The organism is Streptococcus sp. 959 (assembly GCF_013277075.1).
Taxonomy (GTDB): domain Bacteria; phylum Bacillota; class Bacilli; order Lactobacillales; family Streptococcaceae; genus Streptococcus; species Streptococcus pseudopneumoniae_C.
Genome location: NZ_VMMF01000013.1, coordinates 23,958 through 43,858 on the forward strand (window position 1 = coordinate 23,958; position 19,901 = coordinate 43,858).

A 19,901-nucleotide genomic window follows, 5' to 3' on the forward strand; every position below is an offset into this window, starting at 1 on the left:
ATAAAAACAAAGGAGAAACAGCATGCTGAAATGGGAAGACTTGCCCGTGGAAATGAAATCAAGCGAGGTTGAGTCTTACTACCAGCTTGTCTCTAAAAGGAAGGGTTCGCTGATTTTCAAGCGTTGCTTGGACTGGGTTTTGGCCTTGGTCTTACTGGTTCTAACTTCTCCCATCTTTCTCATCTTGAGCATTTGGATCAAGTTGGATAGCAAGGGGCCAGTGATTTACAAGCAAGAGCGTGTGACCCAGTACAACCGTCGGTTCAAGATTTGGAAGTTCCGTACCATGGTGACGGATGCGGATAAAAAAGGAAGTCTGGTGACTTCTGCTAACGATAGCCGTATTACCAAGGTTGGAAATTTCATCCGACGTGTCCGTTTGGACGAACTGCCTCAGTTGGTCAATGTCCTTAAAGGTGAGATGTCCTTTGTCGGTACACGACCTGAAGTGCCACGTTATACAGAGCAGTATAGCCCTGAAATGATGGCAACCTTGCTCTTGCAAGCAGGAATTACCTCTCCAGCCAGCATCAACTACAAGGATGAGGACACCATCATCAGTCAAATGACGGAGAAAGGTCTGTCAGTTGATCAGGCCTATGTGGAGCATGTTCTTCCTGAAAAGATGCGCTATAACCTCGCCTATCTCCGAGAGTTTAGTTTCTTTGGGGACATCAAAATCATGTTTCAAACCGTGTTTGAGGTACTAAAATAAAGTAGTCATAAGAAAATGAGTACAGATAAAAGGAGCAAATCAATGCCAAATTACAATATTCCATTTTCACCGCCTGATATCACAGAAGCAGAAATTGCTGAAGTAGCGGATACCCTGCGTTCTGGTTGGATCACAACAGGTCCTAAAACAAAAGAACTGGAGCGCCGCTTGTCTCTTTACACACAGACACCTAAGACTGTTTGTCTCAACTCTGCGACAGCCGCTCTGGAGTTGATTTTACGCGTTTTGGAAGTGGGGCCTGGTGATGAAGTCATCGTTCCAGCCATGACTTATACAGCTTCATGTAGTGTCATCACTCACGTAGGAGCTACCCCTGTCATGGTGGATATCCAAGCAGATACGTTTGAGATGGACTATGACCTGCTGGAGCAAGCTATCACTGAAAAAACTAAAGTGATTATCCCAGTAGAACTCGCAGGGATTGTTTGCGATTATGACCGTTTGTTCCAAGTAGTGGAGAAGAAACGTGACCTCTTTACTGCGTCAAGCAAGTGGCAAAAAGCCTTTAACCGTATCGTGATTGTTTCTGATAGTGCCCATGCTTTGGGATCTACTTATAAAGGACAACCAGCTGGTTCTATCGCTGACTTTACTTCCTTCTCATTCCACGCCGTTAAGAATTTTACAACTGCTGAGGGAGGAAGTGCCACTTGGAAAGCCAATCCAGCGATTGACGACGAAGAGATGTACAAGGAATTCCAAATCCTTTCCCTTCACGGGCAAACTAAGGATGCTCTTGCCAAGATGCAACTGGGTTCATGGGAATACGATATCGTCACACCAGCCTACAAGTGCAATATGACCGATATCATGGCTTCTCTTGGTTTGGTACAATTGGACCGCTATCCAAGTTTGCTTGGCCGTCGTAAGGATATCGTGAATCGCTATGATAGTGGTTTTGCAGGTTCTCGTATCCATCCATTGGCACACAAGACTGAAACTGTCGAATCTTCACGCCACCTCTACATCACCCATGTAGAAGGAGCGAGCTTAGAAGAACGCAATCTTATTATCCAAGAATTAGCTAAAGCAGGAATTGCCAGTAACGTCCACTACAAACCGCTTCCGCTCTTGACAGCCTATAAGAATCTTGGCTTTGATATGGCGAACTATCCTAAGGCTTATGCCTTCTTTGAAAATGAAATTACGCTCCCTCTTCACACTAAATTAAGCGATGAAGAAGTGGACTATATCATTGAGACTTTCAAAACAGTTTCTGAAAAAGTGCTAACTTCATCAAAAAAATGACAAACTACAGTCAAGTAATAGTGATTCTGTTTCTAAAAAGTCTAATTGAGTGTAAAACTGTTGTTTTCAATTGAAAGTCCTATAGTAAAATGAAATAAAAACAGGACAAATTAATCAGGATAGTCAAATTAATTTCTAGCAATATTTTAGAAGCAAAGGTGTACTCTTATAGTTTCAATATACTGTATGGTTTGAAATGAGATGTGAGCAATTTGGTGTAGCATTTAGAATTTTTATTAGGCATCATTTAGAAAATGTAGTGTCTTGTTCTAGTTTTCAATTCACCCTATTTTTTGAAAGACGCGAGTTTCCACGAATGAGGTTGTGGAAACTCGCGTCTTTCTTTTTTGTTTTCAGAATATTGTTCAAAGTTTTGAGACTATTTTTCATGTTCTAGTCATTCTTTTGAAATAATCTATAAAACACGTGTCTACAATGATCTATATGTCCTATTCCAGTATTTTAGAAGAACTGCGTCTATTTTTATAGAGCTTGAATCTAGCTTTTATAGAAAATCTATTTAAGAAATATATTGTATTGTTTTGATTTCAATCCGCTATATGAACGATATTCATGTAAATATACCTGGTGAATGCTTGCATGACAAGATATTTGTTCTTGTATTTATAAATTAGTATTTTACGAGATATCAACATGCTTTAAATACAGTGAATAGGATATTTTTATGTTCAAGCTAAGAAAGATAGTAATCACTTTTGAATGGAAGGTTAAAGAATTATTAGAAGTATGGTTAGATATATAAATGGTCACGCTTTCACAATTTTGATATTTTATTGTGTTATTCCTTGACAATTTTGATTTAAAAATATATTATAAAGAAAATGACAGCGGTGTCATTTTCTGGTATGGAATTTATATGAATATTAAATTAGGACATAATATTTTTAATTGGAGGCTAATATGAAATCTTTTCAACAAAATGAGGTTTTCTCTATTCGTAAGTCTAAGGTGGGAGTTTGCTCAGTTCTCTTAGCGGTTTTATTTATTGGAACACAAAGTGTTTTAGCTAATGAAGTAGTTGGTGAAACTTCTTCGTCTAAAGATAATATGCAAATGAACTCTTTGTTGAGTAGCACATCTACATCATTATCTGCGGAACCCCATTCTGATACTCTCAGTCTTGATAACAATTCAAGTTTAAGTACTGATAATAATGGAGGAGTGAGTATTAATCAAAATAAACCTGATATAACAAATGATACTATGATTGGTAACATCTCTGGGATGGAAGTGAATACTATTTTAAGTACTAATCTGAACAAACACGTAGCTTTGAATGTTAAAGATTATGGAGCAATAGGTGACGGGGTTAATGATGATCGTCAAGCAATTCAAGATACAATAGATGCTGCAGCTAAAGGACTAGGCGGAGGAAATGTATATTTTCCTGAAGGAACTTATTTAGTAAAAGAAATTGTTTTTTTAAAAAGTCATACACACTTAGAATTGAATGAGAAAGCTACAATTCTAAATGGTATAAATATTAAGAATCACCCTTCTATTGTTTTTATGACAGGTTTATTTACGGATGATGGTGCGCAAGTAGAATGGGGCCCAACAGAAGATATTAGTTATTCTGGTGGTACTATTGATATGAACGGTGCTTTGAATGAAGAAGGAACTAAAGCAAAAAATCTACCACTTATAAATTCTTCAGGTGCATTTGCTATTGGGAATTCAAATAACGTAACTATAAAAAACGTAACATTCAAGGATAGTTATCAAGGGCATGCTATTCAAATTGCAGGTTCGAAAAATGTATTAGTCGATAATTCTCGTTTTCTTGGTCAAGCTTTACCTAAAACTATGAAAGATGGGCAAATTATAAGTAAGGAGAGTATTCAGATTGAACCATTGACTAGAAAAGGTTTTCCTTATGCTTTGAATGATGATGGGAAAAAATCTGAAAATGTTACTATTCAAAATTCATATTTTGGTAAAAGTGATAAATCTGGAGAATTAGTAACAGCAATTGGTACACACTATCAAACATTGTCGACACAGAACCCCTCTAATATTAAAATTTTAAATAATCATTTTGATAACATGATGTATTCTGGTGTACGTTTTACAGGATTCACTGATATTTTAATTAAAGGAAATAGATTTGATAAGAAAGTAAAAGGAGAAAGTGTACATTATAGAGAAAATGGTGCAGCCTTAATAAATGCTTTTAGTTATAAAAATGTAAAAGATGAACTTGATTTAAATAAGAAAGTCGTTATTACTGAAAATACATTTTATATTTCTGATCCTAAAACAAAGGCTATTAGAGTAGCAAAAGATAGTGCAGAATATTTAGGAAAAGTATCAGATATTACTGTAACAAAAAATGTAATTAATAATAATTCTAAGGAAACAGAACAACCAAATATTGAATTATTACGAGTTAGTGATAATTTAGTAGTCTCAGAGAATAGTATATTCGGCGGTAAAGAAGGAATTGTTATTGAGGATTCAAAGGGTAAAATAACCGTTTTAAATAACCAATTTTATAATTTATCCGGTAAGTATATATCATTCATCAAATCTAATGCAAATGGGAAAGAACCAGTTATACGTGATAGCGATGGTAATTTCAATATTGTAACGGAGAATGGGCTTTACAAAATTGTAACAAATAACTTAAGTGATAAAAACGAAAAAGAAAAAAACAAAGAGGAAAAATTTAAAACAAGTTCATATGTGCATGAAAAACAATCTAATTCAAATAATGTAATTGATAGTAACCAGAAGAAAGGAGAGTTTAACTCAAGTAAAGATAATAGACAAATTAATGACAAGATCGACAATAAACAAGATAATAAGATAGAAGAAGTGAACCATAAAAAAGTTGGAGATGGCAGAGAAACTGAAAATCATATTAATAAATCTAAAGAAATAGTAGAGGTAAAACAAAAATTACCAAAGACTGGTTCGAACAAGATTATGGAACTATTCTTAACAGTGACAGGAATTGGTTTACTTTTGACACTAAAAGGGTTGAAGTATTATGGTAAAGATAAATAAAATTTGTTCGATACAAGGAAGTTCCGTAGAAAATGAGGATGCTGTAGGTTCACAAAATCAGTATTTTTGGATTATTGATGGAGCTACAGATTTATATAATTCTAAAGAGGAGATAGGTTATTCAGTCTCAGAAGTTGTACATATTTTATCAGAAAGTTTGTCGGTTAATTGTAAAGAATCAAAAACTCTTAAACAAATATTTGAAACTGCTTTACTAGAGGTTAAAGATGAAATCGGTTTAAACTCATATGAATTAACAGAGTATTATCGCTTACCAACATTTGCTTTTATATTTGCTAAACTTTCAGAAAAAAAGTTGGAGTATATGATGCTAGGTGACTGCGTCATGTTAGTAAACGAAATGGAAATAACTGATCATAGAGTAGATAACTTATTTGAAAAAGGGAAAAATGAGATAAAAGACTCAATTGGTACAAATAGTGTTTTAAATAAAAAAATTATTTTACAAAAAATCAGAAAATTATCTAATCAACCGAGTGGGTACTGGATAGGTTCGTTGGATGAGAGATTTTTAGACCATGCTATTATTAATCAAATAGATGTTACTAGTGAACAAATTGTTTTAATGAGCGATGGCTTTTATGAATTCTATCAAAATAATCAAAATAAAACTTTTGAAGAGTTAATTAAGATGAGATTTAATTCTTCTGCTATTGATCCAATCTATGGAAAGAAAGATGATGCAAGTATTGTAGTTATTGATGTTTGATATATTGTTTAAAATATTAATTGTTACTATTGAACTTTGTTAAGAAGAGGTACCTAAATGTTAAGGTTATATTTAGAAAATGAAATTATAGAATTATCAAATAATTTAGAGACCATTTGGGTATCTGTGCTTGATAAATATGAGAAGTTATTTGAATGTTTATCAAATGAAGAACGAATAGAATTGATTAAAGAAGATTTAATCATAAATGAGTCAGTTCTAAATGTTGATAAAAAAGGATATGAGTTAATTTGTTTACAACATCCCGTTTCATATGACTTAAGAAGAATTATTAGTGTAATAAAAATATCAACTGACATTGAACGTATTGGGGATAGAATTGTTGAAATTTTAAAAAATCTACAGATTATTCAAAATAATGAAATTTTGAAGAAAATTATTTCAGAAATAAAAATACTTCATGAAGTTATCGGACTGCATATGAATAGGGCTATATCTTGTTATAGAGAGGAACAATCTGGATGTTTAGATATGGTTGTTATACAAAAACAGAATGAGATAGAAGAGCTTAGTACAAATATTGAAAATAAAATAATGAATTACATATTTGAAGATGATGGGAATGTTTCTGAAGTAATTGGTGCTTTAGATATTATTCATCACCTTGATAAAATTGCTCATACTACGCAATCAATTTATAAATGGATAATGTATAGAAAATATGGGAACATAAATTAGAAAGAAAAATATATGAAAACAATTATTGATAATTTTGTTGATAGAGTAATTGAATACGGAATGTATAATGAAATTGACAAAATATATGTGAAAAATAGAGTACTAGCGTTAATAGGTGAGGAGGGAACTGATCGCATTTCCGATGAAAATGACCTGAAACAAATAAAAGATTACTTAGTGGAAATCGCCTTAAAAAACGGTAAAATTAAAGATTTAATCGAGGAAAAGGAATGTTTAGGAGCAGAGTTAATGAATTTCATAGTTCCTTTACCTAGTCGATTAAATGATATTTTTTGGAGTTCATATGATATATCACCTCAAGAAGCAGTTGAAGAGTTTTATAAGTTAAGTAAAGATAGTGATTATATTAAAACTTCTGCTATTGCTAAGAATATTGAGTTTCGATCATCAACTAAATACGGAGAGCTAGAGATTACGATAAATTTGTCAAAACCCGAAAAAGATCCAAAAACAATTGCTGCTGAAAAATTAGTAAAAGCAACTAATTATCCCAAATGTTTACTATGTATGGAAAATGAAGGATATCAGGGGCGAATAAATTATCCAGCACGTTCGAATCATAGAATTATTCGGTTGAAACTTGGTGACGAAGTATGGGGATTCCAGTATTCTCCCTACTCATATTTTAATGAGCATGCGATATTTTTAAATAGTCAACATGTACCAATGGCTATTACCTCTAAAACATTTGAACAATTATTGGAGATTGTTGATATTTTGCCAGGATATTTTGCTGGTTCAAATTCTGATCTTCCTATCTCAGGAGGCTCCATTCTTAGTCATAACCACTACCAGGGAGGGAAACATATTTTCCCAATGGAAAAAGCAAAATTTGAGAGTGAATTTCGTTTTAAAGACTTTGAGGATGTTAATGCTGGTATTGTAAAATGGCCAATGTCAGTAATTAGGTTACAAAGTGAAAATAAAAATCGATTGTTAGATTTAGCTAATAAAATTCTAAATAAGTGGAGGGAATATTCAGATTTAGAAGTAGACATCATTGCTATGACTGAAGATGTCCCACACCATACGGTGACTCCTATTGCTCGTAAAGTGGACGGGAGATATGAATTAGATATTGTTCTAAGAGATAATCATACTACTGAACAATACCCAGATGGTGTTTTCCATCCTCATCAAGATGTACAACATATTAAAAAGGAAAATATCGGGTTAATCGAAGTGATGGGACTTGCGATATTACCACCTCGTTTGAAACCAGAGTTAGAAGAAGTTGGAAAATATCTTTTAGGAGAGGATAACGCAATTGCGGATTATCATTTAGAATGGGCCGACCAATTGAAAGAAAAATATCCTCGCATTAATAAAGAAGAGGTTAATAGCGTAGTTCAACACGAAGTAGGACAAGTGTTTGCGAGAGTTCTGGAAGATGCAGGAGTTTATAAGAATACACCGTCTGGGCATGAAGCGTTTATGAGATTTGTTAAGTCGGTTGGAATTAATTAGGAGGAAACCCAAATGGCAATATTGGTAACAGGCGGAGCTGGTTATATTGGTAGCCATACCGTAGTAGAATTACTAAATTTAGGAAAGGAAGTCATAATTGTCGACAACCTTTCGAACTCTAGCATCTTGGTGCTAGACCGTATTGAAGCAATTACAGGAATACGTCCCGTGTTTTACGAATTAGATGTTTGTGATAAACAAGCATTGAGAAAGGTATTTGAAAAAGAATCGATTGATGCTGCAATTCATTTTGCAGGTTATAAAGCTGTCGGAGAATCCGTGCAAAAGCCTGTGATGTACTACAAAAATAATATTATGAGTACATTAGCACTTGTTGAAGTGATGTCAGAATTTAATGTTAAAAAGATTGTCTTTTCTTCAAGTGCGACTGTATATGGAATTAACAATCAGTCACCCCTAATTGAGACGATGGAAACAAGTGCGACAAATCCTTATGGGTATACGAAAGTGATGCTTGAACAAATTTTAAAAGATGTTCATGTGGCAGATTCAGAATGGAGTATTGCGTTGCTTCGTTATTTCAATCCAATTGGTGCTCATGAGTCTGGTTTGATTGGGGAAGATCCCTCAGGAATTCCTAACAACTTGATGCCTTATATTGCACAAGTAGCGGTAGGTAAGCTGTCAGAGCTAAGTGTGTTCGGAAATGATTATGATACGCTTGATGGTACTGGTGTGCGTGATTATATCCATGTAGTAGATTTAGCAATAGGACATATAAAAGCTTTAGAAAAAGTATCTGAAAAAACAGATGTTTATATCTATAACCTAGGCTCGGGAGAAGGCACTAGTGTATTACAACTTGTAAATACATTTGAAAGTGTTAATAAGGTCCCTATTCCTTATAAAATAGTTCCAAGACGTTCAGGAGACGTTGCAACTTGTTATGCAAATGCAGACAAAGCATATAAGGAATTAAATTGGAGGACAACAAAATCGATTGAAGACATGTGTAGAGATACATGGAATTGGCAATCAAAAAATCCCAATGGCTATAATTGATGATACTGTCTATATGAGTGCTGTATTTTGGAAAAATTACTTAACCTTTTAATGAAATTCATATTTAATGAAAGATAAATTTTTTTAAAAAATTTTTTGAAAGCGCTTGACAAAGGAAACGGTTTCATTGTATAATGTAAACACAATGACACCGATGTCAAATATAAAAAAGAAGGTCTTTATATGAAAAACTTAACAAAAATTAAGTTCAAAGAGAATGGGGAATTTAATCATTTCCCTGGGAATACAGTTGTAGCAAATCTTTATACTAAACAAGATTTGATGGAAGTTGTTGATATTATTCAATCACGTTATAGAGAATTACCATTTATCGATAAGTTTACTTTAACTCCAAGGAATTCTATTCACATGACTGTAATTGAATTGTTGTGCCATGAAAATCGTGAAACGGAGTTTTGGAGCAGTAATCTTCCTCTAGATACACCTTTACAGGAAATACATGATTACTTTGCTAAACAACTTGAAATTTTTCCATTGTTGGATGAAGAAATTCATATGCGTGTAACTGAAATGGGAAAACAAAACATATTAGTTGAACCTGCAGATGAAGCTTCTGCAAAGAGATTAGAAGAAATTCGTACTTATGTCTCAGAAAAAGCAGGTGTTCGTTTCCCTAATCATGATAGATATCAATTCCATATTTCAATTGGGTATCTTCGAATTCCTTTAACCGAAGAGGAGGAAGAAGAGTTTACTAAAGTCAGAGCAGAATTAACTGAAATTTTATTAGAGAAGATTCCAACTATTACTGTAAATCGTATTGACTATACTGTATTTGAAGATATGAGACAATTTGTTCCATATCACGAAAAATTTAAATAAAATAATAAAAAAGGAGAACTTATCATGAAAAAAATGAAAGTTTGGTCTACTGTACTTGCAACGGGAGTTGCTCTTACTACACTTGCTGCTTGCTCTGGAGGTTCAAATTCTACGACTGCTTCTTCATCTGAAGAAAAAGCTGATAAAAGTCAAGAATTAGTAATCTATTCGAACTCAGTCTCAAATGGTCGTGGTGATTGGCTAACTGCTAAAGCAAAAGAAGCTGGTTTTAATATCAAAATGGTTGATATCCCTGGCGCTCAATTAGCAGACCGTGTTATTGCTGAGAAGAATAATGCAGTTGCAGATATGGTATTTGGAATTGGTGCTGTTGATTCAAATAAAATTAGAGATCAAAAATTACTAGTACAGTACAAGCCTAAATGGTTAGATAAAATTGATCAATCTTTATCAGATAAAGATAATTATTATAATCCTGTGATTGTTCAACCATTAGTTTTAATTGGGGCGCCTGATGTAAAAGAAATGCCTAAAGATTGGACAGAATTAGGTAGTAAGTATAAAGGTAAATATTCAATTTCTGGTCTTCAAGGTGGTACAGGACGTGCAATTCTAGCAAGTATCTTAGTTCGATACCTTGATGATAAAGGTGAATTAGGTGTTTCCGAAAAAGGTTGGGAAGTAGCAAAAGAATATTTGAAAAATGCATACACTCTTCAAAAGGGAGAAAGTTCAATTGTTAAGATGTTAGACAAAGAAGATCCAATACAATATGGAATGATGTGGGGTTCTGGTGCATTAGTTGGACAAAAAGAACAAAATGTTGTTTTCAAAGTTATGACTCCTGAGATCGGTGTACCATTTGTAACTGAACAAACTATGGTTTTAAGCACTAGTAAAAAACAAGCGTTAGCTAAAGAATTTATTGATTGGTTTGGTCAATCAGAAATTCAAGTAGAATATAGTAAGAACTTTGGATCTATTCCTGCAAATAAAGATGCCCTCAAAGATCTACCAGAAGATACTAAGAAATTTGTTGATCAAGTGAAACCACAAAATATTGACTGGGAAGCTGTTGGAAAGCATTTGGATGAATGGGTAGAAAAAGCTGAATTAGAATACGTACAATAAGAAATAAGAGTTAATTTTTATGTCCAAGTCTCTCTATTATTTCTAAATTTATGGAAGAAATAAAGAGAGGCTTTTGGTTTAGTAATAGAGGGAGTTAGTGAGATGATTAAATTTGATAATATTCAAATTAAATATGGTGATTTTGTTGCAATTGATAATCTGAATTTAGATATACATGAAGGGGAATTTTTTACATTTCTTGGGCCTTCAGGATGTGGTAAATCAACTACTTTGAGAGCATTGGTAGGTTTTCTAGATCCATCATCAGGAAGTATTGAAGTTAATGGAACAGATGTCACTCATTTGGAACCTGAAAAGCGTGGAATTGGTATTGTATTTCAATCTTATGCGCTATTTCCAACTATGACTGTTTTTGATAATATTGCATTTGGTTTAAAAGTTAAGAAGGTAGCTCCAGATGTTATTAAAGCTAAAGTATCAGCAGTAGCAGCAAAAATTAAGATCTCTGATCAACAGTTACAGCGTAATGTATCAGAATTATCTGGGGGTCAACAACAAAGGGTAGCATTGGCTCGTGCTCTGGTTCTTGAACCTAAAATTCTTTGTCTAGATGAACCATTGTCAAACCTTGACGCAAAATTACGTGTAGATTTGAGAAAAGAGTTGAAAAGACTTCAAAAAGAGTTAGGTATTACTACTTTATATGTTACTCATGACCAAGAGGAAGCCTTAACTTTATCTGATAGAATTGCAGTCTTTAACAATGGATACATCGAACAGGTCGGTACACCTGTAGAGATTTATCATAATTCTCAAACTGAATTTGTATGTGATTTTATTGGCGATATTAATGTTTTGACCGATGAAACAGTCCACGAAGTATTACTGAAAAATGCAAGCGTTTTCTTAGAAGATAAAAAAGGATACATTCGATTAGAGAAAGTTCGATTCAATCGTGAAACTGAACAAGATTTCATTCTAAAAGGAACAATTATTGATGTTGAGTTTTCTGGAGTTACAATTCACTATACAATAAAAGTTTCTGAAAGTCAGATTCTTAATGTAACAAGTATTGATAGTCAGGCTGCTATTAGATCTGTCGGAGAAAGTGTGGACTTATTTATCACACCATCAGACGTTCTGCAATTTTAAGGAGGTGCAGTATGCGTCATAAATTAAATTTAAAAGATTGGCTTATTCGTTTAGGGTTAATCTGGTTCCTAGTAACATTTATTATTTATCCAAACTTTGATCTAGTAGTGAATGTATTTGTAAAAGGAGGAGAATTTTCCCTTGAAGCTGTACATCGTGTTCTAAAATCTGAGAGGGCACTTCAGAGTATTATGAACAGTTTTAAGTTAGCATTTTCACTCATTATTACAGTTAATGTCGTAGGTATTCTTTGTGTTCTATTTACAGAGTACTTTGATATTAAAGGTGCTAAAATTTTAAAATTAGGCTATATGACCTCTTTAATTTATGGAGGAGTGGTTTTAGCGACTGGATATAAATTTGTCTATGGTCCTTATGGATTGATAACAAAATTTTTACAAAATGTTATCCCTTCTTTAGACCCTAACTGGTTTATTGGGTATGGTGCAGTCTTATTCATTATGACATTTTCAGGAACTGCTAATCATACATTGTTTTTAACAAATACAATTCGAAGCGTTGACTATCACACTATTGAGGCTGCACGAAATATGGGAGCAAAACCATTTACTGTTTTCCGAAAAGTAGTGTTACCAACCTTAATTCCAACTCTATTTGCACTTACTATTATGGTTTTTCTTAGTGGTTTGTCTGCAGTAGCAGCACCCATGATTGTTGGTGGTAAAGGATTTCAAACTATAAATCCAATGATTATTACATTTGCAGGGATGGGGAATTCTCGTGATTTAGCTGCCTTACTTGCAATTATTTTAGGTATTGCAACTACAATTTTGCTTACTATCATGAATAAGATAGAAAAAGGTGGAAATTATATTTCTATCTCTAAGACTAAAGCGCCTCTTAAAAAACAAAAAATTGCATCTAAGCCTTGGAATATCATTGCTCACATTGTAGCATATGGATTGTTCACAGTTTTCATGCTTCCACTAATTTTTATAGTATTATACTCATTTACAGATCCAGTTGCAATTCAAACAGGTAACTTAACATTATCAAACTTTACTTTAGAAAATTATCGCTTATTCTTTAGTAATAGTGCGGCATTCTCTCCATTCTTGGTCAGCTTTATTTATTCTATTATCGCTGCGACAACAGCAACAATTCTCGCAGTTATATTTGCTCGAGTTGTCAGAAAACATAAAGCTCGCTTTGATTTCTTATTTGAATATGGTGCTCTACTTCCTTGGTTACTACCAAGTACACTTTTAGCAGTAAGTTTATTATTTACTTTTAATCAGCCACAATTTCTTGTCTTGAATCAGATTTTGGTAGGTAGTTTGGTAATTCTACTTATTGCATATATAGTTGTAAAAATCCCATTTTCTTATAGAATGGTACGTGCTATTTTATTTAGTGTTGATGATGAGATGGAAGATGCAGCAAGAAGTATGGGTGCTTCACCTTTTTATACTATGATGAAGGTTATCATTCCATTTATTTTACCGGTTGTTCTCTCTGTTATTGCTTTAAACTTTAACTCTTTATTAACTGACTTCGACTTATCTGTATTTCTTTACCATCCATTAGCTCAACCGCTGGGTATAACTATTCGTTCAGCAGGTGATGAAACAGCAACTTCAAATGCTCAAGCACTTGTGTTCGTTTATACTATTGTATTAATGATAATTTCTGGTTCTGTATTATACTTTACTCAGAGACCAGCTAGTAGAAAAAGGAAATAATAATGCAGGCAACAAGCTTAGGACTATCATATATCGAAATTGTATTAAGAATTGTACTTTCATTAGTTATTGGTGGAGTAATTGGTTTAGAGAGAGGAAGTAAATCTCAACCAGCAGGTATTCGTACACATAGTATTGTTTGTCTGGCTGCATGTTTAATTATGATGACTAATGAGTATGTATCTTATAAATTTGGTACAGGAGATCCTACACGCTTAGGTGCGCAAGTTATATCAGGTGTTGGTTTTCTTGGGGCTGGAACAATACTTATTACAGATAAAAAGAAAATAACTGGTTTAACAACTGCAGCCGGAATATGGGCTTCAGCTGGAATCGGTCTAGCTATAGGTGTTGGTTTTTATGAAGGAGCCGTACTAGGAGCAATTTCTGTTTGGAGTGTTATAACTATGTTCCAACCTTTAAAAAAATATCTTCAAAGTCGTTCAAAGATAATCGAATTGTATATCGTTGTTAGATCTACAGAGGCATATAATCGGGTACTAGTATACTGTGCTGAGAATGGCATTAGAATGACTGATTCTAGAACTGCATTTGGAGATGTTAATTCAGAAAGAATTGAATATTTTGATGTTCCAGAAAAAAAAATAGCATCATTTATTACTCTAGAACTATCAGGAAGATTTGAACATCTTCGTTTGATGGAAGAAATTGCTAATATTGTAGGTGTTATTTATGTCGAAGAAATTAGCTGAAATTTAGTAAACAAAGGGACAGATGTTTTTGTCCTTTTGTTTTTTAGATGTTTTAATCATCTAATTTTTGAGTAGATTTTTGCTCAGAGGTTTTTATGAAAGATTTTAAAATCTATTTTGATTTAGGTAAAATAGAATATTTTGATAATAATTGTTTGATACAAGTATACAAATTTATTTCTTTTTATGATATTTGTGAAATGGTGTTTCCCTTTCATTTACCTCCTGATGAGTTGATAACAAATGTTATTTTTAAAGAAAAAATTAAGTCTATGTTAGAATGTTACATTGACAGGCTATTATATATTTTTATAAATCCAACAATTTTTACTGAAAAAGTTAATCTACAATTTTATGGTAGTTTTTTCTCATATGAATTTATTTGTCGTGAAGTTGGAAACATTCTTAAAAATAAAGGTGTGAATTGCAATTTAAACTTTTTTGAAGGGGAAGAATATTTGTAAAATTAATTTTGTGAATTTGTGGATCTTAAATAATTTACAAAATTCTCTTGTTAAAAAAAATTAAATATTGTATAGTAATATTAGAATGTTCGTAATGGAGGACTGAAATGAAAAATATAAATGGGAAAAAGGTAACTATTTATGATATTGCACGTTTATCAGGTTTTTCTCCAAAAACAGTTTCACGAGTTATTAATGGTGGAGTAAATGTTAAAGAAGAAACTTATCAAGCGATTCAAAAAGTTATAGAGGAATTGTCGTATATTCCAAATGCGTATGCAAAAAATTTAACTAAAAAAGAAGCTATAAATATATTGATTTCTGTAAAAAAAATCGACTCTTTTCCTTTAATTTGGTTTCAAACTTTATTAGATAAAGTTTTACAAACTTGTAAAGAGTATGGTGTTAACGCTATTGTTGAATATTTTAGTGAAGAAGATACAATTAGTAATTCAATAATCTCGAGTACAGGAAGCTTGATAGATGGTGTAATAGTATTTTATGAAAGTAAAGAAGATATTCGGATTAATTACTTGCAAAAGAATAAAATGCCATTCATAGTTTTTGGAGAATCTAGAACACCTAATGTTGTGTATGTTTCTAACAACAATTTTCAGGCCACTTATGACATGATGAAATTAGTATCAAAAGAAAACATTAATAGTATGTGGTTACTTATGGGAGGAGAATCCCTTGTTAATATTGATCGAGAGAGAGGGGTTCGTGCTTTTTTAAATGATAATAACTATGAAATGGATTTGAAAGTAGTATATGGTCTAACTACAATAGATTCTGTTTATTCATATGCTACAAGACATCTATCTAATCAAAATTATCCTGATTTGATTTTTGTATCCGGTGATGAAAAAGTACAGGGATTGATTCGTTCTTGCTATGAGAAGGAAATTACCATTCCTGATGATATTTCAATAATCGGATTTGACAATATTCCAATTTCTCAATATTATACTCCAGCTTTATCTACAATTTCTCCTAATTATGTTAAATTAGCTCAAGAAATGATTGAAGGGGTATTAGCAATTATAAAGGGGGAAAGTGTCACATCTGTTGAAGTTTCTACTAAACTTGTTAGGAGACAGAGTTTCTAGTATTGTTTAATTCTTGAAAATCCTAATGGAAAAGATGGAGTGTTCTAAAGTAAGTTCTGTTTAGCATCTATTCAGTTTCTATTGAGTTGGATCCAATTTCCAACAAGTGGGACATTTTCACGTTCGATTTACTAAAGACATTATCACATTCGAATCACACATCTTTCAAAAAAATTGTAAAAAAGTCTTGACAAAGGAAAAACAAAGTATTAAAATAAGTTCAATAAATCAGAAAAGTAACTATTTTTGATCTTCAGGGAGCCTGTGGTGATTGTGAACAGGTGGTTGGAAGTAGTGAAAGTGGGCTGATTTTAAAAATGAATTTGAAACAATGAAAATTCGGTGCGCACACCTTACAGTGCAACTTGTTGTTAGACAAGGCAGAGATATAAAGGGGAATAGTCCCTTTATAATTGAGGTGGCACCGCGTTACCAACGCCCTCACGCAGAGTAATTTTCTGTGTGTGGGCTTTTTCATATCTTGAAATCAATACAGAAAGAGGAAAAATTTTATGACAACTAAAGGTTATTTTGGACAATTTGGTGGTAGTTTTGTACCGGAGCCGATTCAGGCTTTGTTGGATGAGTTGGAAGTGACATTTGACAAGTACAAGGATGATCCAGAATTTTTGGCAGAATTTCGCCATTACTTGAAGGATTATTCAGGTCGCGAAACACCGCTCTATTTTGCGGAAAGTTTGACAGACCACCTAGGTGGCGCTAAGATTTATCTCAAGCGCGAAGACCTTAACCACCTTGGTTCTCACAAGCTCAACAACGTTTTAGGACAAATTCTTTTGGCCAAACGTATGGGCAAAAAACGAGTGATTGCGGAAACAGGAGCTGGTCAGCACGGTGTTGCGACAGCAGCGGCTGCAGCCAAGTTTGGTATGGCCTGTGATGTCTACATGGGAGCAGAGGATGTGGAACGTCAACGTCTCAATGTCTTTCGAATGGAGATGATGGGAGCAACTGTTCACGCAGTTGAAACTGGAACTCGTACCCTTAAGGATGCAGTTGATGCAGCCTTTGGAGCATGGATGAATGACCTTGAAGCCTTCTATGTTTTGGGATCTGCTGTGGGTCCGCACCCATATCCAACCATTGTTCATGAATTCCAAAAGGTCATCAGTGAAGAATCTCGTCGTCAAATCTTAGAAAAAGAAGGACGCTTGCCAGATTACATTATTGCCTGTGTAGGTGGTGGTTCCAATGCTATCGGTGCTTTTTCACAGTATGTGGCTGATGAAGAAGTCAAATTGGTTGGGGTCGAAGCTGCTGGTCATGGACTTGATACAGACAAGCACGCAGCTACTATGACAAAAGGTAGTATCGGAATTGTTGATGGCATGAAGACTTATGCAGTCTTTAAGGAAGACGGAGAGCTGGCTCCAGTTTACTCTATCTCAGCTGGTTTGGACTATCCAGGGGTTGGCCCAGAACATGCCTACTTCAAAGATTCAGGTCGCGTGGAATATGTTGCTGCGACGGATGAAGAAGCTGTTCAGGCTCTCCTCCTTCTCAGCAAGACAGAAGGAATTATCCCAGCGATTGAAAGTTCGCACGCTATCGCAGAAGCGGTTAAACGTGCACCAAAACTAAGTAAAGACGACATTATCATCATCAATGTCTCTGGTCGTGGAGACAAGGACGTAGCTGCAATTGCGGACTACCTAGAAGCTAAAAAATAAAAGATGGAAAAATTACAGTCTTTTCTCTCACAGAGAGCTTGTGGTTGCTGAAAACAAGCAGAGAATGCTGTAAGGTTGGGTCCATCTGAAACGAGAGAAGAAAACATAATTCTCAAGGGAGTGCCCTTTATCGCACAGCCTGTTACAGGAGGTATCTGAGACAGGAATGAGAGATAGGAGAAATCCTATAATTGAGGTGGCACCGCGAATTTCGTCCTCACGCAAGTTATTTTGCGTGGGGATTTTTCATACAGTCGCCACCAACTAGAATTAGAACTGAAAGGGAAATTACAATGGAACGAATCATTCATGGAGATGTCTTATCACCAATCTTGGCTTATATGCGCCTAAAGGGGCAACACAAGGTTATCTTAGAGAGTATTCCGAGAGACAAGGAAACAGCTCGTTTTTCTATCCTAGCCTATAATCCAGTTTTTGAGATTAAGTTTGAAAATGGGGTCCTTTATCAAAATGGTCAAGTGATTGATCGTGATCCCTTGGATTTTCTTTATGAAGTGACTCATAAGAGCCAGCACCATTCAGACCTTCCTTTTGGTGGTGGGGCAATTGGTTTTGTTGGTTACGATATGATTTCGCTTTATGAAGAAATTGGTCAAATTCCTCAAGATACAATTGGAACGCCAGACATGCATTTCTTCGTCTATGAGAGCTACATGGTCTTTGACCACAAGAAGGAGAAAATCCATGTCATCGAGGATGCTCTCTATAGTGAGCGTAGTCAAGAAGACTTGGAAGAAGCCTTGAACCAAGTGCTTGAGGAATTACGTATTCCTGCAGCAAATGAATTTGCAGACTTGGATTTACCACCACTTGACTTCAAACCCCATATCGCTCCTCAGAAGTTTGAGGAAATGGTAGAAACAGCTCGTGACTTGATTCGAAATGGTGACATGTTTCAATGTGTGCTCAGTCAGCGTTTCTCAGCAGAGGTTACTGGAAATCCTTTTGACTTCTACAGAAATCTCCGCGTGACCAATCCATCTAATTACCTTTATTTCTATGACTTTGGTGATTATCAAATCATCGGTGCTAGTCCAGAAAGTTTGGTTTCTGTCAAAAATGGCATCGTGACAACCAATCCGATTGCAGGGACGCGACCAAGAGGAGCAACGGATGAAGAGGACAAGGCTTTGGCGACAGACCTGCTTTCTGATGAGAAGGAAACAGCAGAGCATCGGATGTTAGTAGACTTGGGACGTAACGATATTGGCCGCATCTCTGAAACGGCAAGTGTCCAAGTTACCAAGTATATGGAAGTGGAGCTCTTCCGCTACGTCATGCATTTAACCAGTGTGGTCAAGGGGCGTTTGCTTCCAGAACTCACCGCCATGGATGCCTTGAAAGCAACACTTCCTGCTGGAACAGTTTCAGGAGCACCAAAGATTCGGGCCATGAGACGCATCTATGAACTGGAAACAGAAAAACGTGGCGTATACGCAGGAGCAATCGGCTACTTGTCTGCGACGGGTGATATGGATTTGGCCATCGCCATCCGAACTATGATTCTTAAAAATCAAAGAGCCTATGTGCAGGCTGGGGCAGGGATTGTCTATGACTCTATCGCCCAAAACGAATACCAAGAAACCATTAACAAAGCTAAATCTATGACTAGAATTGGAGAACTAAGACCATGATTTTATTGATTGACAACTATGATTCTTTTACCTATAACTTGGCCCAATATATTGGGAACTTTGCAGAAGTACAGGTCTTGAGAAATGATGATCCCAAGCTGTATGAAGAAGCTGAAAAAGCAGATGGTCTGGTCTTTTCTCCTGGTCCTGGTTGGCCAGTTGATGCTGGAAAGATGGAAGACATGATTCGTGATTTTGCTGGCAAGAAGCCGATTCTTGGGATTTGTTTGGGTCACCAAGCCATTGCAGAAGTCTTTGGTGGTAAGTTAGGTTTGGCTCCAAAAGTCATGCATGGGAAACAGAGCAATATCAGCTTTGAAGCGCCATCTGTTTTGTATCAAGGCATTGAGGATGGCCGTGCGGTCATGCGTTACCACAGTATTTTAATTGAAGAAATGCCAGAAAACTTTGAAGTGACAGCTCGTTCGACTGATGACCAAGCCATCATGGGGATTCAACACAAAACACTTCCAATTTATGGCTTCCAGTACCATCCAGAGAGCATTGGAACGCCAGATGGCTTGTCTTCTATTCGGAATTTTATTGAGAAGGTTGTAAAGTGAG

General features: G+C 34.8%; 17 protein-coding genes and 2 other annotated features. All 17 genes read left to right on the top strand.

Going from position 1 to position 19,901, the window contains the following annotated elements:
* The first annotated feature begins 22 nt into the window (after window positions 1-22).
* Complete coding sequence (locus HT717_RS04375) at window positions 23-715, top strand: sugar transferase (protein ID WP_000922204.1); 693 nt, start codon at window positions 23-25, stop codon at window positions 713-715.
* Window positions 716-757: 42 nt separating this feature from the next.
* Window positions 758-1,984, top strand: a complete 1,227-nt coding sequence (locus HT717_RS04380; RefSeq protein ID WP_173304481.1) for a DegT/DnrJ/EryC1/StrS aminotransferase family protein — start codon at window positions 758-760, stop codon at window positions 1,982-1,984.
* Window positions 1,985-2,905: 921 nt separating this feature from the next.
* Window positions 2,906-5,014 carry a glycosyl hydrolase family 28-related protein gene (locus HT717_RS04385; protein ID WP_173304483.1) on the top strand — a complete coding sequence of 703 codons (2,109 nt, stop codon included), beginning with the start codon at window positions 2,906-2,908 and terminating at the stop codon, window positions 5,012-5,014.
* Complete coding sequence (locus HT717_RS04390) at window positions 4,998-5,744, top strand: protein phosphatase 2C domain-containing protein (RefSeq protein WP_000239018.1); 747 nt, start codon at window positions 4,998-5,000, stop codon at window positions 5,742-5,744. Before HT717_RS04385 ends, HT717_RS04390 begins: the two co-directional genes overlap by 17 nt.
* Window positions 5,745-5,801: 57 nt before the next feature.
* Window positions 5,802-6,443 (top strand): phosphate uptake regulator PhoU, encoded by a 642-nt coding sequence (locus HT717_RS04395; RefSeq protein WP_173304485.1) that lies wholly within the window; start codon window positions 5,802-5,804, stop codon window positions 6,441-6,443.
* A gap of 12 nt (window positions 6,444-6,455) precedes the next feature.
* On the top strand, window positions 6,456-7,931 hold the full coding sequence (galT, locus tag HT717_RS04400; protein WP_000848808.1) for a UDP-glucose--hexose-1-phosphate uridylyltransferase: 1,476 nt from the start codon (window positions 6,456-6,458) through the stop codon (window positions 7,929-7,931).
* Between the two features lie 12 nt (window positions 7,932-7,943).
* The gene (gene galE, locus HT717_RS04405; protein ID WP_061743800.1) at window positions 7,944-8,954 is read left to right on the top strand and encodes a UDP-glucose 4-epimerase GalE; all 1,011 of its coding nucleotides are present in this window, start codon (window positions 7,944-7,946) and stop codon (window positions 8,952-8,954) included.
* 183 nt (window positions 8,955-9,137) lie between these two features.
* Window positions 9,138-9,797 (top strand): DUF1868 domain-containing protein, encoded by a 660-nt coding sequence (locus HT717_RS04410; RefSeq protein WP_000793811.1) that lies wholly within the window; start codon window positions 9,138-9,140, stop codon window positions 9,795-9,797.
* Between the two features lie 24 nt (window positions 9,798-9,821).
* A complete protein-coding gene (locus HT717_RS04415; protein WP_000738377.1) occupies window positions 9,822-10,889 on the top strand; it encodes an extracellular solute-binding protein in 1,068 nt (355 codons plus the stop codon).
* A 102-nt stretch (window positions 10,890-10,991) separates the two neighbouring features.
* The gene (locus tag HT717_RS04420; protein WP_000589137.1) at window positions 10,992-12,002 is read left to right on the top strand and encodes an ABC transporter ATP-binding protein; all 1,011 of its coding nucleotides are present in this window, start codon (window positions 10,992-10,994) and stop codon (window positions 12,000-12,002) included.
* Between the two features lie 11 nt (window positions 12,003-12,013).
* Window positions 12,014-13,705, top strand: coding sequence for an iron ABC transporter permease (locus HT717_RS04425; protein WP_023943877.1), 1,692 nt, complete (start codon window positions 12,014-12,016; stop codon window positions 13,703-13,705).
* Window positions 13,706-13,707: 2 nt separating this feature from the next.
* Window positions 13,708-14,418: an MgtC/SapB family protein gene (locus HT717_RS04430; protein ID WP_001149045.1), complete on the top strand. Its 711-nt coding sequence runs from the start codon at window positions 13,708-13,710 to the stop codon at window positions 14,416-14,418.
* Window positions 14,419-14,513: 95 nt separating this feature from the next.
* Window positions 14,514-14,882: a hypothetical protein gene (locus tag HT717_RS04435; RefSeq protein WP_023943875.1), complete on the top strand. Its 369-nt coding sequence runs from the start codon at window positions 14,514-14,516 to the stop codon at window positions 14,880-14,882.
* A 107-nt stretch (window positions 14,883-14,989) separates the two neighbouring features.
* Complete coding sequence (locus HT717_RS04440; protein ID WP_049488253.1) at window positions 14,990-15,991, top strand: LacI family DNA-binding transcriptional regulator; 1,002 nt, start codon at window positions 14,990-14,992, stop codon at window positions 15,989-15,991.
* A gap of 214 nt (window positions 15,992-16,205) precedes the next feature.
* Window positions 16,206-16,437 (top strand) — a binding site (T-box leader).
* A gap of 66 nt (window positions 16,438-16,503) precedes the next feature.
* Window positions 16,504-17,682: a tryptophan synthase subunit beta gene (gene trpB / locus HT717_RS04445; protein WP_140833828.1), complete on the top strand. Its 1,179-nt coding sequence runs from the start codon at window positions 16,504-16,506 to the stop codon at window positions 17,680-17,682.
* Window positions 17,673-17,904: a binding site (T-box leader), on the top strand. Its footprint overlaps the gene before it by 10 nt.
* A gap of 71 nt (window positions 17,905-17,975) precedes the next feature.
* Window positions 17,976-19,337 (top strand): anthranilate synthase component I, encoded by a 1,362-nt coding sequence (trpE, locus tag HT717_RS04450; protein WP_140833826.1) that lies wholly within the window; start codon window positions 17,976-17,978, stop codon window positions 19,335-19,337.
* Window positions 19,334-19,900, top strand: a complete 567-nt coding sequence (locus HT717_RS04455; RefSeq protein ID WP_125386827.1) for an aminodeoxychorismate/anthranilate synthase component II — start codon at window positions 19,334-19,336, stop codon at window positions 19,898-19,900. Before trpE ends, HT717_RS04455 begins: the two co-directional genes overlap by 4 nt.
* The last annotated feature ends 1 nt before the right edge of the window (window position 19,901 follow it).

Bases quoted from the DNA above. Each gene is read 5' to 3' on its own strand.
- HT717_RS04440 (WP_049488253.1), top strand. From the start codon at position 14,990: ATGAAAAATATAAATGGGAAAAAGGTAACTATTTATGATATTGCACGT.
- HT717_RS04385 (WP_173304483.1), top strand. From the start codon at position 2,906: ATGAAATCTTTTCAACAAAATGAGGTTTTCTCTATTCGTAAGTCTAAG.
- HT717_RS04435 (WP_023943875.1), top strand. From the start codon at position 14,514: ATGAAAGATTTTAAAATCTATTTTGATTTAGGTAAAATAGAATATTTT.
- galT (WP_000848808.1), top strand. From the start codon at position 6,456: ATGAAAACAATTATTGATAATTTTGTTGATAGAGTAATTGAATACGGA.
- HT717_RS04420 (WP_000589137.1), top strand. From the start codon at position 10,992: ATGATTAAATTTGATAATATTCAAATTAAATATGGTGATTTTGTTGCA.
- HT717_RS04425 (WP_023943877.1), top strand. From the start codon at position 12,014: ATGCGTCATAAATTAAATTTAAAAGATTGGCTTATTCGTTTAGGGTTA.
- HT717_RS04395 (WP_173304485.1), top strand. From the start codon at position 5,802: ATGTTAAGGTTATATTTAGAAAATGAAATTATAGAATTATCAAATAAT.
- trpB (WP_140833828.1), top strand. From the start codon at position 16,504: ATGACAACTAAAGGTTATTTTGGACAATTTGGTGGTAGTTTTGTACCG.
- HT717_RS04430 (WP_001149045.1), top strand. From the start codon at position 13,708: ATGCAGGCAACAAGCTTAGGACTATCATATATCGAAATTGTATTAAGA.
- HT717_RS04415 (WP_000738377.1), top strand. From the start codon at position 9,822: ATGAAAAAAATGAAAGTTTGGTCTACTGTACTTGCAACGGGAGTTGCT.
- HT717_RS04380 (WP_173304481.1), top strand. From the start codon at position 758: ATGCCAAATTACAATATTCCATTTTCACCGCCTGATATCACAGAAGCA.
- galE (WP_061743800.1), top strand. From the start codon at position 7,944: ATGGCAATATTGGTAACAGGCGGAGCTGGTTATATTGGTAGCCATACC.
- HT717_RS04410 (WP_000793811.1), top strand. From the start codon at position 9,138: ATGAAAAACTTAACAAAAATTAAGTTCAAAGAGAATGGGGAATTTAAT.
- HT717_RS04375 (WP_000922204.1), top strand. From the start codon at position 23: ATGCTGAAATGGGAAGACTTGCCCGTGGAAATGAAATCAAGCGAGGTT.
- HT717_RS04455 (WP_125386827.1), top strand. From the start codon at position 19,334: ATGATTTTATTGATTGACAACTATGATTCTTTTACCTATAACTTGGCC.
- trpE (WP_140833826.1), top strand. From the start codon at position 17,976: ATGGAACGAATCATTCATGGAGATGTCTTATCACCAATCTTGGCTTAT.
- HT717_RS04390 (WP_000239018.1), top strand. From the start codon at position 4,998: ATGGTAAAGATAAATAAAATTTGTTCGATACAAGGAAGTTCCGTAGAA.